Below are 17,076 nucleotides of genomic sequence, written 5' to 3' on the forward strand. Positions count from 1 at the left end.
GTGTAAGTAATGACAGCAGATATTATTATTCAATCGAAATGTATTCCACCTAGTCCATCTAATCATTGTATTCGTAGAGCGTCATTAATGAAAAAACTGAAAAAAGGTCTTGGACATACTTGTACATTTATTCATAGCGGTGCTGGATATGGAAAGACCACTATTCTTGCACAATTTTTACATGCGGAATCAAGTAAATTCTCTTGGTATAGTGTTTCTGAAGAGGACGATAACATATTACCCTTTCTAAGACATTTATTTTATAGTATTAGACGAATTATACCGCTATTTGGTGAACAATTTGATAATTGGAATCAGCTATCACGTTTTCCAAAAATCGAAGAATTGAATCGGTGGTATAAGCTATTTGTTAATAGTTTATGTGAGATACAAGAGAACTTTTTCGTCGTTATTGACGACTACCATTTAGTAGACCATGAATTTCATATTAACTATGTAATGGAGAAAATTATTGAATTTTCACCTCCAAATATTCACTTTATTTTTGCCTCTAGAACATTACCGAATTGGGATATTATTAGAAAACTAAAAATTCACATGAAAGCACATTTTATTACAGAAGCGGATTTAGCATTTACAGATGAAGAAATTGCCGTTTTTTTTGAAGATTATGTAGCAATACATCTTTCAGAAGATGAAATATCGAAAGTATTAAATATTACAGAAGGTTGGGCAATTAGCATTGCATTGCTAGCTGAGCAATGGAACAATGAAGCATTAGATTACTGGTTAACGATTCATTCAAATGATCTGTTTTCCTACCTATCAGAAGAAGTATTTTTAAAGATGCGTAAATTCGAGCAAGATGCACTACTCAATTTAGCTATTTTCCCTACTTTCTCAGTGGAATTAATTACGCAATTTTATAATAGAGAAACCGCCGACACGCTAAAACAGTTATTGAAGAAACATCTGTTTATTCAACCAGTTGCTGAAAATGGCTCCTATCGTTTTCATGCGTTGTTTAGCCGATTTTTAGAAATGAAGTGGAAGCAGTTTCCGACAAAGTATGTGAATTTGCATAAAAAGGCTGCTTTATATTACGTTAATCAAAACAATGTTCATGCTATTTTACATCATGCATTTAAATCAAATGATGCAAATTTTAGTGGTGAACTACTGCAAAATCATGCAGAGAGTATTGTAAAAGCTGGACAGTTTGAATGGCTATTAGAGAAAATTCATCGTTTTTCGACTGATGTAAAAATGAAGTATTACCGTTTGTATTTTTTTGAAGGGGAGTGCCACCGATACCGTGCCTATTATGAAAAAGCGAAACAAGCTTACGAAATGAGTGAGCAGTTTGCTAGAAATAATAATGATGCGCTTTTTATGACGAAGGCACAGGCTGGATTAGCGCACATTTATCTTGATACAATTCAGCCTGCTTTAGCAGAGCCCTATTTAAAACAAGCATTACAATTAGCTCCTGTTGCGGCATTAAGCAAGGAAGAACATGTAGAATTACAACGACAGTATACTGAAAATCTAGTGAATTTAGGAAAAGCGCAAAAGGCAAAACAATTTATAGAAGAAGTAAATTTAAGTGAGGCTGTTTTATATAGAGCAAATGTTGATGTGCGGATATTGTTAAGAACGGGACAGCTGTTGGAGGCAAAAAATCTATTGATTAAAAGATTGGAAATGCCCCCTCAATTGGTAGCCACACATAGGGAAAGTGAGCTCTTAGCATCGTTCGTTTTCGCCTTATTAGGTCAAGGCGAAGAAGCTTGGTATTCTGCACAGTATGGTATTCGGAGAGGGGAACGTGAAAGGTCCATTTTTATCGAGGCAGTTGGCTATAATCGAAAAGCTCATGCTTTACTGTTATTAGACTACCCTAATTATGTAGAGGCTTGTGATGCTTATGAGAAAGCTATTGCGCTAATGAATACAATAAATATTTCACGAGTAAAGGCTGAACCATATATGGGACTTGCAATTGCCAAACATGCACTAGGGGATAATGTCGCTGCTCGGAAGTACTTAGCACTAGGCTTACAGGAAACGGAACAAGTTCAGGATGCTTGGATGACAGCACTTATTTTACTTGCTGAAGTAAAAGTGATGATTTCTTGTAATGAATGGCAAGAGGCAAAACAAATTTTATCAAAGGCACAAAAGCTATTCCTTGATTGTGGTGATCGATATGGGGAAATGCATGTTTTTTTCTACCAATCTGTTATTGCCTTTAAAGAGAATAATGCAGTAGCATTTACACATTGTTTTCAGCATTTTGCTAGTTATTGTATGGACAATGGCTACGATTATTTTTTTCAAAGAAAAACGATTCTCGGCCCAACGAATTTAACGATTTTTTATGAGCTATTACAGTATAGTGAGAGCTGTAAGGAAGACCATACAGCGATTCTTGCGATGCGGAATTATTTTCAAATGGAAGGGAATATCGTTTATCCTGCTGATGAAATGCAAATAAATTTATTTGGTAGTTTAAATTTAATTAGAAATCATCGCAAATTAGGAGATAAAGAATGGCAGCGAGAAAAGTCGAAGGAGCTTTTTGTCTATTTATATTGTCATCGCCAAAGGTATATGCCCAAAGAGGAAATTGCACAAGCACTATGGCCAGAGCGGTCAGTAGAAACATTGGATCGGGACTTTAAAGTAGTTTTAAACACTTTATTAAAAGTGCTTGAACCGAATCGAAATGCTCGTCAAGATAGCTTCTTTATTCATCGTAAAAATAATATGTATCAGCTACAGCATATTCAATTTTTGCATATCGATGCAGAACGTTTTCATTATTATTATGCACTAGGTATGGAAGAATTTGATCCACTATTGTCAGATGAATGGTTGCAAATCGCTGCCAATAGTTACACAGATGTATTATATGCTGAAAAAAAGCAAATCGATTGGCTGACGCAAGATCGTGATAAGCTGCAAACTTTATATATTGAAGTACTTGAACGATTAGCTCAAAATGCAACACGACAACAACAGTTTAAACAAGCTATTTTTTATGCCGAAAAGATGATTCAAGAAGATGTACTTTGGGAAGAAGGGTATCGTCTTTTAATGTATAGTTATTATCAATTAGGAAACCGATCTCTTGCATTAAAATGGTATGAAAAATGTGTGCAACAATTACAAAAAGAACTCAATACATCACCGATGGAATCGACAATGGCTGTTTTTGATTTAATAATGAATTAGCACACTTATACGTTGAAATATTGGAGGGGCATATATGCCATTTTGGAAAGTAACGAATGCAAATATTTATTATGAAGTGATTGGTGAAGGAATACCAATCATGATGTTACATGGATTTTCTCCAGACCATCGGCTTATGAAAGGATGTATGGAACCGATTTTTAACGAAAGTGATGGCTGGAGACGTATTTATATTGACCTTCCAGGCATGGGCAAAACAAAGGATTATGAAAACATCAGCAATTCAGATGAAATGTTAGCGACTGTGCTAGAGTTTATCAATACATTCGTGCCCGATCAACCTTATGTAATAGTGGGTGAATCATATGGTGGATATTTAACAAGAGGTATTATGCAAACTCATAGGGATCGTATTTTAGGTGCTGCTTTTATTTGTCCTTTGATTTTACCAGAAAAGCAAGATCGAACAGTGCCCTCACATTCAATCATCGCTGTAGATCAACCATTTTTAGAAACATTAACGAAACAAGAAGTAGACGATTTTAGTTCGCACCAAGTTGTCCTGGATGAATATAACTGGCAACGGTATTCAAATGAAGTGTTAGTCGGTTGCCATATAGCAGATGAGCATTTTCTAGAAAAGATTCAACAAAGCTACGGCTTTTCATTTCACCTAGAGGATATTATTTTTCAGCAACCAAGTCTCTTTTTATTAGGAAAACAAGATGCTGTAGTAGGCTATAAAGATGCATTTGACGTAATAGAGTTATTCCCAAGAGCAACATTCTCGATTTTAGATCGAGCAGGTCATAACCTACAAATTGAACAAGCCAATATTTTTCATGCACTTGTGAGCGAGTGGCTAGATCGAGTAAACGAATCAAATCGATCTTCTTTCTTGTAGGGTAAAAACTTTATATAACTTGAGTTCGGTCTTGTACCGGGCTCTTTTTTATTTACTTATGTTTAGGGAAAGAAATTTGTAACTGATTTGTAACTGGACTTTTATATAGTTAGTGCATAGCAACGAAAGCGCTTTCTTTACAATTCATTTTGAAAGGGGTTTTGGGATGAAAAAGGTTTGGTTATGGTTACTGTTAGCCGTTTTATCACTGATGATGGTGGCTTGCAATGGAGAAGAGGCAAAAGAAAATTCAGCAGATGATCCTGCTTCAAATGATGAGGATAAAGGGTCTGAAGTGAAAGCTGAGGGGGGCACAATTAAAATCGGTGTACTTGCTTCTTTGACAGGTGCCCTCGAATCATATGGTAAGCAAACACAACGTGGTTTTGATTTAGGCATTGAATATGCAACAAACGGCAGCATGGAGGTAAATGGTAAAAAAATCGAAATTGTGTATGAAGATACAGAAACGAAACCTGAGGTAGCAGTACAGAAGGCTACAAAGCTATTAGAGGATGATAAAGTAGATTTTTTAGTTGGCTCGTCTAGCTCAGGTGACACGCTCGCTGTATTACCGCTAGCAGAGGAATACGAGAAAATTATGGTCGTTGAACCAGCTGTAGCAGATAGTATTACAGGTGCTGAATTTAATGACTATATATTCCGCACAGGTCGTAACTCCTCACAAGATGCATACGCAGCAGCTGCTGCAATCGCAGGTAAAGGCGTGAAAATTGCAACGTTTGCACCAGATTATTCATTCGGTTGGGATGGTGTGAAGGCATTTAAAACAGCTGCAGAGAAACTAGGTGCAGAAATTGTGCTAGAGGAGTATGCAGACCCAGCTGCAACAGACTTTACCTCTAATTTACAAAAGGTAATTGATGCAAAGCCAGATTATTTATTTGTCGTATGGGCTGGGGCAAATTCTCCTTGGAATCAAATTGCCGATCTTAAAATTCAAGAAAAAGGCATAAAAATTTCTACAGGTGCGCCAGATATTATCGCCCTAAAATTTATGAATCCACTTATAGGAATGGAAGGATTCTCGGTTTATTATCATACGTTACCGCAAAATGATGTGAATAAATGGTTAGTAGATGAGCACCAAAAACGCTTTAATGAAGTACCAGATTTATTTACCCCTGGTGGAATGTCTGCTGCTATTTCAATTGTAGAAGCATTGAAAAAATCACAAGGGGACACAGATGCAAAGAAACTAATCGGCATTATGGAAGGTATGTCATTTGAAACACCAAAAGGCAAGATGACTTTCCGAGAAGAAGATCATCAAGCTTTACAATCAATGTATTCTATTCGTTTAGAGCAACAAGATGGAGTTGATTACCCAGTGCCAGTGCTCATTCGTGAACTAAGCCCTGAGGAAACTGCGCCACCTGTTATGAACTAGACTTTTCCAAACAAATGAGAGACAGAAGTATACGTCGTTCTGTCTCTCTTCATCTCATTTCTGTTGAGAGTAGATGAAGAGTGATAGAAACACTAGAAAGGAGATTGAAATGGAGCCCATTTTACGAACAGAAAACTTAACAATTCGTTTTGGTGGCCATACAGCAGTCGATCAAGTGAACTTTACGATGCCTGAAAAACATTTGAAATCAATTATTGGACCAAATGGTGCAGGAAAAACGACGTTCTTTAATTTAATTAGTGGGGAGTTAAAGCCCACTACTGGTGATGTATTTTTTAAAGGGCAATCACTTGCACAAGTATCATCGGTTGAAAGGACACGTATGGGGCTAGGACGGTCATTCCAAATTACAAATGTTTTTCCGAATTTAACTGTTTTAGAGAACGTACGTCTAGCAGTGCAATCTAAAGAAAAAATACGCTATCAATTGTTTCGCCATCATAAAAGTTATAAGGCAATTACAGAAAAAGCGGAGGAACTATTGACACTTGTTTTGCTTGATAATAAAAGAGAGGCGCTGACGACGATGTTGTCCCATGGTGAAAAGAGAAAGTTAGAAATTGCCATGTTGCTAGCGCTAGATACAGAAATTTTACTGCTCGATGAACCTACTGCTGGCATGTCATTAGAAGAAGTACCTGCCATTTTAGAGGTTATTCGTACGATAAAAAATAATGGCGACAAAACAATTTTGCTTATTGAACACAAGATGGATATGATTTTAGATTTGTCAGACTCCATTATGGTGTTATTTAATGGTCAGCTTCTTGCAGATGGAACACCAGATGCCATTATGCAAAATGAAACTGTTCAAAATGCCTATTTAGGGGGTCTGTACGATGAACACCTTACTGAAATTAAATGATGTTCATACACATATTGGGCAATACCATATTTTGCAAGGTGTAAATTTTGAGGCCGTTGAAGGGCAGGTCAGTGTCTTACTAGGGAGAAATGGCGCAGGAAAAACGACCACTTTAAAAACAATTATGGGGTTAACACCCGCTTCTAAAGGGGATGTTGAATTTCGAATGAAATCAATCAAAAAAAGCCCCACTCACAAAGTGGCTAAATTAGGTATTGGCTATGTACCTGAAAATCAAGGAATATTTGCGGATTTAACAGTAGAGGAAAATATGAAAGTTGCAATGCGCAAGGAAGACAGTGCGGCAATGGAGCGACAACAATATGTTCTCGAGCTTTTTCCGGATTTAAAGAAATTTTGGAAAAAGGCTGGCGGTCATCTTTCAGGTGGTCAAAAGCAAATGCTGTCAATGGCAAGAGCATTTATCAATGACAGTAAATTAATTTTAATTGATGAGCCGTCAAAAGGACTTGCGCCGATTGTCGTTGAGAAAGTAATGGAGGCAATCGTTGAAATGAAAAAGCAAACGTCCATCGTCCTTGTAGAGCAAAACTTTATCATGGCGAGCCGAATTGGTGATACGTACACATTAATAGATGATGGTCGAACGGTTCATTCAGGAAACATGAAAGATCTTATCCAAAATGAAGAGTTGAAACGTAAATATCTTGGAATCGGATAAAGGAGGTGTGTATCGTTGGAGCTAATCGTAAATTTAGTAATCAACGGGCTAGCTACAGGCATGTTAATCTTCTTGCTTGCAGCAGGACTGACGTTAATTTTTGGGCTAATGGATGTATTAAATTTTGCTCACGGTGGATTATTTGTATGGGGCGCTTACGCCGGAATATTTACGTATATGTACACGGAAAGCTTTTTAATTGGCATTGTAGGCGCAATCGTCGCAGGTGCTATTTTAGGCTTACTGACGGAGAAGTTTATTATTACACCGGTATACGGCAATCATATCCAACAAATTTTAATTACTTTAGGGTTAATGCTTGTTTTACAAGAGATGATTAAAGTCGTTTTTGGACCGAATGGTGTGTCAGTGAAAACACCTAGCTATTTAGCAGGAAGCTGGGAAATAGGTGACGTCATTATTATTAAATATCGATTATTTATCATTATAGTAGGTTTTGTGATTTTTGGTATTTTCCAATACATGCTAAAACGAACAAAAATCGGGCTAATTGTGCGAGCGGGTGTACAGGATAAAGAAATGGCGCAGGCGCTTGGTATTCATATTAAACAAGTATTTTTATATGTCTTTATGGTAGGTGCGGCGTTAGCGGCATTGAGTGGTATGTTAATGGCGCCATACTCGGGTGTTATTTATGCCGAGATGGGGATGGAATATGCTATTTTAGGCTTTATCGTCGTCGTCATTGGTGGAATGGGAAGTTTTTCTGGTTCATTGCTCGCTGCCATTTTAGTAGGGCTCGCTGGTAGCTTTATGGCTTATTATGTGCCTGTGTTATCACTTGCTGTCAATATGATTTTAATGGCTATCGTGTTAATTTTCCGACCTCAAGGCTTATTTACAATCGGAAAGGAGAGATCGACATGATGAAAAAGCTGACGTGGAAACATCTAAGTTTTGTTTTACTGCTAGCTATTCTCGTTCTTCTTCCATTCGTTAATGACTCGAGGACACTCATTATTTTATTAACGCAAATTTTTATCTTTGGTATTTTAGCAATGAGCTACGATATTTTGCTCGGGTATACGGGTATCGTGTCATTTGGGCATGCGATGTTCTTTGGAATTGGAGCTTATACAACAGCAGTTATGCTAAAACAAGTCGATACGACGCTTTCCATCTTTTTATTGTCTATTGTGATAGGAATGTTTTTAGCAGGTATTGTAAGCTTCCTAGTTGGATTACTAACATTGCGTTTAAAAAGTCACTTTTTTGCGATGCTTACACTCGCTTTTTCTGGACTATTTCTAGTTGTTGCTGAAAAATGGCGTTCCATTACATATGGCAATGACGGATTTACGTTTAGAGCACCAGAAATTTTTAAAGATCGAATTACATTTTATTATTTTGTATTAGCGTGTTTAGTTGTAATTTTTATTGCCCTTTATCGATTTGTTCAGTCGCCTACTGGACGAATATTAATTGCTGTGCGAGAAAATGAGCAAAGAACGAAATCATTAGGTTTTCACACTTTACACTACAAAGTAATTGCATCAATTGTGGCTGGAACTGTAGCAAGCTTAGCGGGTTCCCTCTATGCGTTGTCCCTGCGCTTTGTGAATACAAGTGTGATGACGATGGATATAACACTTGATGCATTGTTAATGACGATTATAGGAGGAGTAGGCACATTAGTCGGGCCATTGCTTGGTGCAGCGGTTATTGAATATGCACAGCATACACTTTCAGGGTTAGCTAGGGATTATCCAATTTTCGAGCGGTGGATTATTTTCTTCGGGATTCTCTATATTTTAGCAGTCATCTTTTTCCCAAAAGGAATTATCGGTTCTATCCGGCTCATGGTATGGAAATGGAGAGTAAAGCTTAAAGAAAGACGTAAAACACCATCGGCACTGTCGCATGAGAAGGAGCGATTTGAATGACTGTAGGCATTGTCAGTACAGGTATTTATATTCCACAAACAAAAATGACATCAAGCGAAATAGCCCATCTTTCGTCTATTCCCGAGCACATTATTCGCCAGAAGATGGGCATACACGAAAAGCCAATTCCTGGTGAACAGGATCATACTGTGCAAATGGGCATTTGGGCTGCACAAGAAGCCTTACAAAAGGCAGGGATTGAGCCCAAAACAATTGATGTTGTAATTTATATAGGTGAGGAACATAAGGAATATCCGCTTTGGACGGCATCAATTAAAATGCAAGACGAACTTGGAGCAGTCAATGCTTGGGCATTTGATGTGCAATTACGATGTGGTACGACGATTATGGCACTTAAATTAGCAAAAAGTTTAATGGAGTCAGATGATGCTATTCACACCGTTTTACTCGCAGGTGGCTATCGTAATGTTGATTTTATAGATTATGAAAATCCGCGAACGCGCTTTATGTATAATTTGGGTGCGGGTGGAGGTGCTATTGTTTTACAAAAGAATTATGATAGAAACCACCTGTTAGAGGCAGATATTATGACGGATGGTTCTTTTTCAGAGGATGTTGTAGTCCCTGTTGGAGGTACAAAGAAGCCACTAACTCCTGAACTTTTAGCGCAAAACCGATATCAATTAGATGTATTAGATCCAGTAGGCATGAAGGAGCGGCTTGAACAAAAATCATTAAATAATTTTTTGAAGGTCATTCGATCATCTTTAGCGAAGAGTGGATTAAGAGAAGAACATATTAGCTACCTAGCGATGCTTCATATGAAAAAGTCAGCACATGCTTATATATTGTCAGAACTTGGCTTACAAGAGGAACAATCCATTTATTTAGAAAACTACGGTCATATTGGACAAATCGATCAAATTTTATCATTACAGCTTGCATTAGAGGAAAAACGTATTCAGGATGGGGACATCGTAACACTTGTAAGTGCTGGTATAGGCTATGTCTGGGGAGCTATTACAATTCGTTGGGGATAGGGAGGAAGCGCAATGTTACAAACAGTTCAACTATTAAATGGGGAAACAATTGCTTATCGTAAACGTAACGGAGGTAGCCATACTTTATTATTAATTCATGGCAATATGACCTCCTCTAAACATTGGGATGTGCTAGTGGAAGCTTTAGATACAAAATACACGATTTATGCCATAGATTTACGTGGTTTTGGAGGTTCTTCTTATCATCAACCAATTACCGCAATTAAAGATTTTAGTGATGATGTCAAACTATTTGTAGATACGCTTGCATTAAAACACTTTGATTTGATTGGCTGGTCTACCGGTGGAGCAGTGAGTATGCAGTTTGTCGCAAATTACCCTGGTTATTGTCAACGGCTGATTTTATTAGCTTCGGCTTCGACTAGAGGCTATCCATTTTACAGTGATTTAGGAACGGGTAATCAATCCTCTTTCAAAAGGGCTTCCACATATGAAGAAGTACTCGTAGATACGTCTAAAACTAAGACAGTCCAAGGTTTCTATGATAGCAAAAATGCGCAAGGCTTAAAATCGATTTGGGATGCATTGATTTATACTCATCATCAGCCAGATTCAGATCATTATGATGAATATGTAGAAGATATGCAGACGCAAAAAAATCTAGCTGAAGTATATCATGCTTTAAATACATTTAATGTAAGTGCTGTAGACAATGAAGTAGCAAAAGGGACGGATGAAGTACAACAAATTAATATCCCTATTTTAGTGTTAAGAGGAGATCGAGATTTAGTCATAACAGAACAAATGAATGATGAAACAATGCTCGATTTACCTACGCATGCGCAGTTTGTTAGCTTGAAAAACTGTGGTCATTCTCCTCTTATTGATGATTTACAACAACTTACATTAGAAATCGAAACATTTTTACAATTTGGAGGGGAACATAATGCGCTTACACAATAAAGTAGCAATTATTACAGGGGCTGCAAATGGCATCGGATTTGCAGCTGCAGAACGGTTTATTGAAGAAGGTGCCCTTGTTTTTATTGCTGATTTTGATGACAATGCGGGGATTATTGCAGCCAATCAGCTAGGAGAGAAAGCCACGTTTGTACAGGTTGATGTCGCAGACAGAGACAGTGTAAAAAGGCTTGTGACAACGGTAATGACGCAAACTGGGCGTATTGATATTTTAGTCAATAACGCAGGGATAACGCGTGATGCGATGCTGACAAAAATGACAGAGGATCAATTTCAGCAAGTGCTGGATGTGAACTTGTCAGGGGTCTTCCACTGTACGCAAGAGGTTAGCCCCCATATGGTTGCTGCTGGATACGGTAAAATTATTAATACTTCCTCTGTAAGTGGGGTTTATGGAAATGTTGGTCAAACAAATTATGCTGCGACAAAGGCCGCGATTGTAGGTATGACGAAAACATGGGCAAAAGAGCTTGGGCGTAAAGGGATTAACGTAAATGCTGTAGCTCCAGGCTTTACAGAGACAGATATGGTTAAAAAGATGCCTGAAACAGTGCTAGAAAAAATGCGTTCGATTGTGCCGCTTCAAAGATTAGGAACACCGAGGGATATCGCGAATGCTTATTTATTTTTAGCATCTGAAGAGGCTTCCTATGTCCATGGCCATACACTCCATGTGGATGGCGCTATTATGATGTGATAAAGGAGGAGTTCAAGATGTTTGCAGAGCAAGCTTGGATTTTAAATCGTGCATCTTTAACACCGCATCGTTTAGCTTTAGTAAACCTAGAAACAAAGGAACAATGGACATATCAAGAGTTAACACATGAAATTGCAAAATGGAGCTGTTTTTTCGAAAAACAAAGGTTACAGACGGGTAGTCGTGTAGCGATTTTTGCAAGAAATAATATGCACCTATTTGCCGTTTTATTTGCTTGTGGATTACGAGGGCTTATTTATGTCCCTTTAAATTGGCGCCTCAATACGAAGGAACTAAACGGAATTATTGCAGATGCTACACCTTCCTTGCTTCTTTATGATCAGGACATTCACTGTCCTTTACAACTAAAAAATATGTATCCAATCCAACAAGTTCCGCAATCGGCAACCGTTCCTAGCACGATAGAAATGGATCTAAATGAACCTTGGCTAATGATTTATACAGGTGGCACTACCGGTAAAGCAAAGGGGGTAGTTCTGTCCTTTAATTCTGTTAATTGGAATGCAATTAATACAATTATTAGTTGGGGGCTATGTGAAGAAGACTGCACGTTAAACTATATGCCGATGTTCCATACAGGGGGGCTAAATGCTTTATCCATCCCGTTGCTTATGGCAGGCGGTACGGTAGTAATTGGAGATAAGTTTGAAGCGGAAACTGCTCTTAAAGCAATTAATCATTATAAGACAACCATTTCTTTATTTGTGCCAACAATGTATCAAGCAATGATTTCAACAAATTACTTTCAGAAAAGTAGTTTTCCATCTATGAAAGTGTTCTTATCTGGCGGGGCACCTTGTCCACTCCCAATATATGATGCATTTTTTAACAAGGGACTTTATTTTAAAGAAGGCTATGGATTAACGGAAGCTGGACCAAATAATTTTTATATCTCTCGTGAAGATGCCTATTTAAAAAAAGGAGCAGTAGGGAAAAGCATGCAATTTAATGAAGCAAAAATTATGAATAAAGAGGGAAAAAATTGCACTGCTCACGAAGTAGGAGAGCTATTTGTTAGAGGCAAGCATATGTTTAGATTTTATTGGAATAATCAGCAGGAAACTGACAATACGATACGTGATGGATGGTTAAGGACCGGTGATTTAGCCACAATGGATGAGGATGGTTATTTCTATATTGTCGGTCGTTCGAAAGAAATGATTATTAGTGGTGGTGAAAATGTTTATCCACAAGAGGTAGAGCAATGTTTATTGCGTCATCAGCTCGTAAAAGAAGCGGCTGTTATTGGGGTACCGGATAACTATTGGGGCGAAATTGTAACGGCATTTATTGTTTGCCAACATGAGACAGCTACGCTAGTTGACGAAGTGGAGGCACTATGTCGAAACGAATTAGGTCACTACAAAATCCCTAAAAAAATTATTGTTATCGATGAATTACCAAAAACAATCGTTGGCAAAATCGATAAAAAAGCGCTTCACATGCATTTGAAAAGCTCTTGATGATAGATAGGAGATGCGAAATCGCCACTAAGGAGTGTGGAATCGCCACTAAAACTCCAAAATCGCCCGAAAAGGCAGAAAGCGTATTCCCACAGGAGCCTTTCAAGAACCTTATTCAACAGGCATTGTTCGCTAACTTTCGATTTTTTTAGCTATTTTTTCACAATGCTTCCCTTAATACCTACATACCAGTAAAATAGAGTAGGTTAGGGGGATTCTATATTGAAAGATCAACGCTTTAAAATTGCGCATCGTGAAGCGCTCATTGGCATTGGACTTGTAATTGTCAACTTTGCTATTTGGTACGGCTTTGCATATGGACTAGGCTCGGGGGATCCAACAAAATATACATATGTTTGGGGCTTCCCAGCTTGGTTTTTCTATAGTTGTATCGCTGGAACAGCTTTTATGATTGTCTTAATTTGGCTCGTCCTAAAACTCTTTTTCAAAGATGTTCCATTTGAAGATGGGGAGGTGGATGAATAATGCATTGGCAAGTTATTTTTCCGCTCTTCATATTTTTAATTATCATTTTTGGAATTGGTATATGGTCGAATAAACATGTCCGTTCATCGAACTCGTTTTTACAGGAATACTTTCTTGGTGGTCGTGAAATGGGAGGCTTTATTCTAGCTATGACCATGATTGCCACGTACGGAAGCGCAAGTAGCTTTATTGGGGGACCAGGTGTCGCTTATAATAAGGGACTTGGATGGGTACTGTTAGCGATGGCACAACTACCTGCGGGTTATTTTGTATTGATGATTTTAGGCAAGAAATTTGCAATTATCGCTCGCCGTTATCAAGCGATTACATTAATTGATTTCTTACGTGAACGTTATAACAGTCATGTCATCGTGATTTTATCTGCAATTAGTATTATTGTCTTTTTATTTTCTGCGATGATGGCACAGTGGGTAGGTGGAGCGCGCTTAATTGAATCATTAACTGGTTTAAATTATACTGCAGCACTCTTTATTTTTGCAGCGTCGGTATTAATTTATGTTATTATCGGGGGCTTCCGAGCTGTAGCTTTAACGGATACGGTACAAGGTTCGATAATGGTAATAGGTACTGTTATTTTACTAATTGGGACAATCGTTGCAGGTGGGGGAATCGATCAAATTATGACATCCCTTGTTGCAGAAAATCCAAAACTAGTGACCCCATTTGGTGCAGAAGGAGAACTTACTCCGTTGTATGTCTCTACATTTTGGATTTTAATAGGAGTTGGTGTAGTTGGACTACCTCAAATTGCAGTTCGTGCCATGAGCTATAAAGATTCAAAAAGTATGCATTTAGCGATTATTATTGGTACCATCGCCATTGGGACAATTATGTTCGGAATGCACCTAATTGGTGTACTAGCGCGTCCAGTAATGCCAGGCATTGAAATTGGCGATAAGGTAATGCCACTACTTACGTTAAAAGTTTTACCGCCATTTTTAGCGGGTATTGTTTTAGCAGCACCAATGGCAGCAACGATGTCTACAGTTAATGCGTTGCTCATGTTAGTTAGTTCAACAGTTGTAAAGGATATTTATTTAAACTACGTGAAGCCAACTGCCAACGATGGAGAAATTAAGCGAGCAAGCTTCATCGTAACTACAGTAATTGGTTTGGCGGTCGTTGTATTTGCGTTAAATCCACCAGACTTACTTGTGTGGCTCAATTTATTTGCATTTGGCGGCCTAGAAGCGGTCTTTATTTGGTCAGTTGTTCTAGGCTTATATTGGAAAAAGGCTAATAAATACGGCGCAATTGCTTCCATGATTACGGGCATGACGTTATATATTGTGATTGATCGTTTTTATCCGTCAATCTTTGGCATGCATACAGTGACAATCCCAATAGTGGCTTCATTCATTATTTTTGTCATCGTAAGTTACCTAACAGCTAATAAATTTAAAGATGAAAAAGTATTTATTTAAATAGCAAAATACCTTGGGAGGACAAAGCTCTCAGGGTATTTTTCATTTTTGAAGGTAAAAAGAAAAGAAAAACCGCTAGCATGTTACATGCTAACGGCATTTTTTTAATAAAATACTTTTTCAAGATTATATTTTGCACGGAATGTGTTAATTGCATATGTTTCGTAAATTTCACGTTCCATTGGATCATCAATTTCATATACTTCAATTTTGAAAATTTCATCACGGTACTTTTTCATTGGTGATACATTATCTTCAAAATGTTTTTTAATGCGTTGACGAATTTTACGCGCTTTCCCTACAAACAATAGCTCGTTTTTTTCGTTGTAGAATAAGAAAATGCCACCTTTTTCGCGAGTGATTTTATGGAAATCAATAAAACCATGGAATGGCGGGATTTCTACTTCCCCAGGTTTTAATACTTGCTCACGTTGACGAATTACTAAGTCCGGTTTTGGGAGTTCAATTTTAATCAAAATATTCACGTTCCTCTCTGTTACTAAAGGTATATGTTAACATAATACCTCTTTGATTACCATTACGATTTATTTGTACAAAAATCTATTTACACCACTTTGCTGTAATCGGCTGTAAATTGTCATTTGTTTGTCATCTACTTAGGCTAATAGATGGTAAAACTTTAAGCCGTATTTACGTAACTTACAAAAAGCTTTCGATAGAATTAATAATAGTGTTCAACAAAAAATATGCTTCCATTCATTTAAATACTAAATATTCTATGTATTATTGAAATTCTTAATCGTTCATGATACAATTCTTTTTAATTAAATAATCTTATCAAGAGAAGCTGAGGGATTTGGCCCGATGACGCTTCAGCAACCTCTAACAATGTTAGAAAGGTGCTAATTCCACCAAAGGATTTTTCCTTTGAGAGATAAGAGTGAACGTGATAATTATCCTTCTCATTCTTGCTCTAAAGGAATGAGGGGGATTTTTTTAATTTTATTTAGATAGAGAGAAAAAATTAACGAAAAGGGGAATGCAACATGCCTATTAATATTCCGAAAAACTTACCAGCTGGAGAACATTTACGTGGGGAAAAAATATTCGTAATGGAAGAAGACCGCGCCAAAACGCAACAAATTCGTCCTTTAAATATTTTAATTTTTAATTTAATGCCAGAAAAAGAAAAGACAGAGCTACAATTATTGCGATTACTCGGTAATACACCATTACAAGTGAATATTACATTTTTAAATACAGCAACACACGAATCAAAAAATGTTAGTAAATCACATTTACAGCTATTTTATTCGACGTTTAAAGAGATTCGCCATCGTCGCTTTGACGGTATGATTATTACGGGGGCGCCTGTTGAAAAAATGGCATTTGAAGAAGTGAATTATTGGGAAGAAATTTCAGAAATAATGGATTGGTCCGTGAAAAATGTTACGTCCGTCATGCATATATGTTGGGGTGCACAAGCTGCACTATATCACCATTACGGTATCGGTAAATTTGAACTGCCGGAAAAATGTTCTGGCGTATATTCACATGTCATTACCGATTTAACAGTCGATCTAGTGCGTGGCTTTAGTGACTTATTTACAGCGCCACATTCACGCTATACATCGGTTTCCATTGATGAAGTACGTAAGCACCCAGATTTACGTTTACTGTCCTATTCAGAAGATGCTGGCGTCTTTATCGTGCAGTCAAAGGATAATAAGAACATAATGATTACGGGTCACTTAGAATACGACGCGACAACATTAGCTGATGAATATTACCGTGATGTAGAAAAAGGAATTGATATTGCAATTCCTGTTAACTATTTCCCGCATAATGATCCTTCTAATGAGCCGATTAATACTTGGCGAGCACATACGCATTTACTATTTTCGAATTGGCTCAACTATTATGTATACCAAGAAACACCGTACGAATGGGACTTTGTTGATGAAATTGAATACCATATTTAATTCAAAACTATTAACTGACATTATACAGTTATAAAAAACCTCCATTTCTCAATTGTAAAAAGTGAGAAATGGAGGTTTTTGTTTTACCTTATTGAGATTCGGTTGAGTTTGGTTTGTTTGGCTCTTGCTGTG

15 protein-coding genes and 1 riboswitch are annotated in these 17,076 nt (G+C 37.4%); of the genes, 14 read left to right on the top strand and 1 reads right to left on the bottom strand.

Going from position 1 to position 17,076, the window contains the following annotated elements; all coding sequences use genetic code 11:
* The first annotated feature begins 9 nt into the window (after nt 1-9).
* From ACIQXW_RS06820 to panF, 13 genes are all read left to right on the top strand, one after another.
* Nucleotides 10-3,198 (top strand): AfsR/SARP family transcriptional regulator, encoded by a 3,189-nt coding sequence (locus tag ACIQXW_RS06820; protein WP_402760671.1) that lies wholly within the window; start codon nt 10-12, stop codon nt 3,196-3,198.
* A gap of 34 nt (nt 3,199-3,232) precedes the next feature.
* A complete protein-coding gene (locus ACIQXW_RS06825) occupies nt 3,233-4,063 on the top strand; it encodes an alpha/beta fold hydrolase (protein ID WP_402760673.1) in 831 nt (276 codons plus the stop codon).
* Between the two features lie 166 nt (nt 4,064-4,229).
* Nucleotides 4,230-5,474 (top strand): substrate-binding domain-containing protein, encoded by a 1,245-nt coding sequence (locus ACIQXW_RS06830; RefSeq protein WP_402760675.1) that lies wholly within the window; start codon nt 4,230-4,232, stop codon nt 5,472-5,474.
* Between the two features lie 109 nt (nt 5,475-5,583).
* Nucleotides 5,584-6,360, top strand: a complete 777-nt coding sequence (locus tag ACIQXW_RS06835; RefSeq protein WP_401016623.1) for an ABC transporter ATP-binding protein — start codon at nt 5,584-5,586, stop codon at nt 6,358-6,360.
* Nucleotides 6,335-7,042: an ABC transporter ATP-binding protein gene (locus ACIQXW_RS06840; protein ID WP_401016625.1), complete on the top strand. Its 708-nt coding sequence runs from the start codon at nt 6,335-6,337 to the stop codon at nt 7,040-7,042. The genes ACIQXW_RS06835 and ACIQXW_RS06840 overlap by 26 nt, the downstream gene beginning before the upstream one ends.
* A 15-nt stretch (nt 7,043-7,057) precedes the next feature.
* Entirely contained in the window at nt 7,058-7,930 is an 873-nt protein-coding gene (locus ACIQXW_RS06845; protein WP_401016626.1) for a branched-chain amino acid ABC transporter permease, read from the top strand.
* A complete protein-coding gene (locus ACIQXW_RS06850; protein WP_402762468.1) occupies nt 7,930-8,946 on the top strand; it encodes a branched-chain amino acid ABC transporter permease in 1,017 nt (338 codons plus the stop codon). Before ACIQXW_RS06845 ends, ACIQXW_RS06850 begins: the two co-directional genes overlap by 1 nt.
* Nucleotides 8,943-9,947 carry a 3-oxoacyl-ACP synthase gene (locus ACIQXW_RS06855; protein ID WP_401016630.1) on the top strand — a complete coding sequence of 335 codons (1,005 nt, stop codon included), beginning with the start codon at nt 8,943-8,945 and terminating at the stop codon, nt 9,945-9,947. Before ACIQXW_RS06850 ends, ACIQXW_RS06855 begins: the two co-directional genes overlap by 4 nt.
* 12 nt (nt 9,948-9,959) lie before the next feature.
* Nucleotides 9,960-10,871 carry an intracellular short-chain-length polyhydroxyalkanoate depolymerase gene (gene phaZ / locus ACIQXW_RS06860; protein ID WP_402760677.1) on the top strand — a complete coding sequence of 304 codons (912 nt, stop codon included), beginning with the start codon at nt 9,960-9,962 and terminating at the stop codon, nt 10,869-10,871.
* Nucleotides 10,855-11,586, top strand: a complete 732-nt coding sequence (fabG, locus tag ACIQXW_RS06865) for a 3-oxoacyl-ACP reductase FabG (protein ID WP_402760679.1) — start codon at nt 10,855-10,857, stop codon at nt 11,584-11,586. Before phaZ ends, fabG begins: the two co-directional genes overlap by 17 nt.
* A gap of 17 nt (nt 11,587-11,603) precedes the next feature.
* Nucleotides 11,604-13,070 carry a class I adenylate-forming enzyme family protein gene (locus ACIQXW_RS06870; RefSeq protein WP_402760681.1) on the top strand — a complete coding sequence of 489 codons (1,467 nt, stop codon included), beginning with the start codon at nt 11,604-11,606 and terminating at the stop codon, nt 13,068-13,070.
* Between the two features lie 222 nt (nt 13,071-13,292).
* Complete coding sequence (locus ACIQXW_RS06875; RefSeq protein WP_401011469.1) at nt 13,293-13,556, top strand: YhdT family protein; 264 nt, start codon at nt 13,293-13,295, stop codon at nt 13,554-13,556.
* Nucleotides 13,556-15,001, top strand: a complete 1,446-nt coding sequence (panF, locus tag ACIQXW_RS06880; RefSeq protein ID WP_401016638.1) for a sodium/pantothenate symporter — start codon at nt 13,556-13,558, stop codon at nt 14,999-15,001. The genes ACIQXW_RS06875 and panF overlap by 1 nt, the downstream gene beginning before the upstream one ends.
* A 104-nt stretch (nt 15,002-15,105) precedes the next feature.
* Here the strand turns inward: panF and ACIQXW_RS06885 are convergent, their stop codons facing one another.
* Nucleotides 15,106-15,477, bottom strand: a complete 372-nt coding sequence (locus tag ACIQXW_RS06885; protein ID WP_401016640.1) for a nucleotide excision repair endonuclease — start codon at nt 15,475-15,477, stop codon at nt 15,106-15,108.
* A gap of 316 nt (nt 15,478-15,793) precedes the next feature.
* Nucleotides 15,794-15,903: riboswitch (SAM riboswitch) on the top strand.
* A 105-nt stretch (nt 15,904-16,008) separates the two neighbouring features.
* On the opposite strand from ACIQXW_RS06885, the gene metA reads away from it, so the two are divergent.
* Nucleotides 16,009-16,944: a homoserine O-acetyltransferase MetA gene (gene metA, locus ACIQXW_RS06890; protein WP_401016642.1), complete on the top strand. Its 936-nt coding sequence runs from the start codon at nt 16,009-16,011 to the stop codon at nt 16,942-16,944.
* Nucleotides 16,945-17,076: the final 132 nt, after the last annotated feature.

It is taken from the genome of Lysinibacillus sp. NPDC097162, assembly GCF_044762185.1.
In the GTDB taxonomy this organism is placed as follows: Bacteria; Bacillota; Bacilli; order Bacillales_A; family Planococcaceae; genus Lysinibacillus.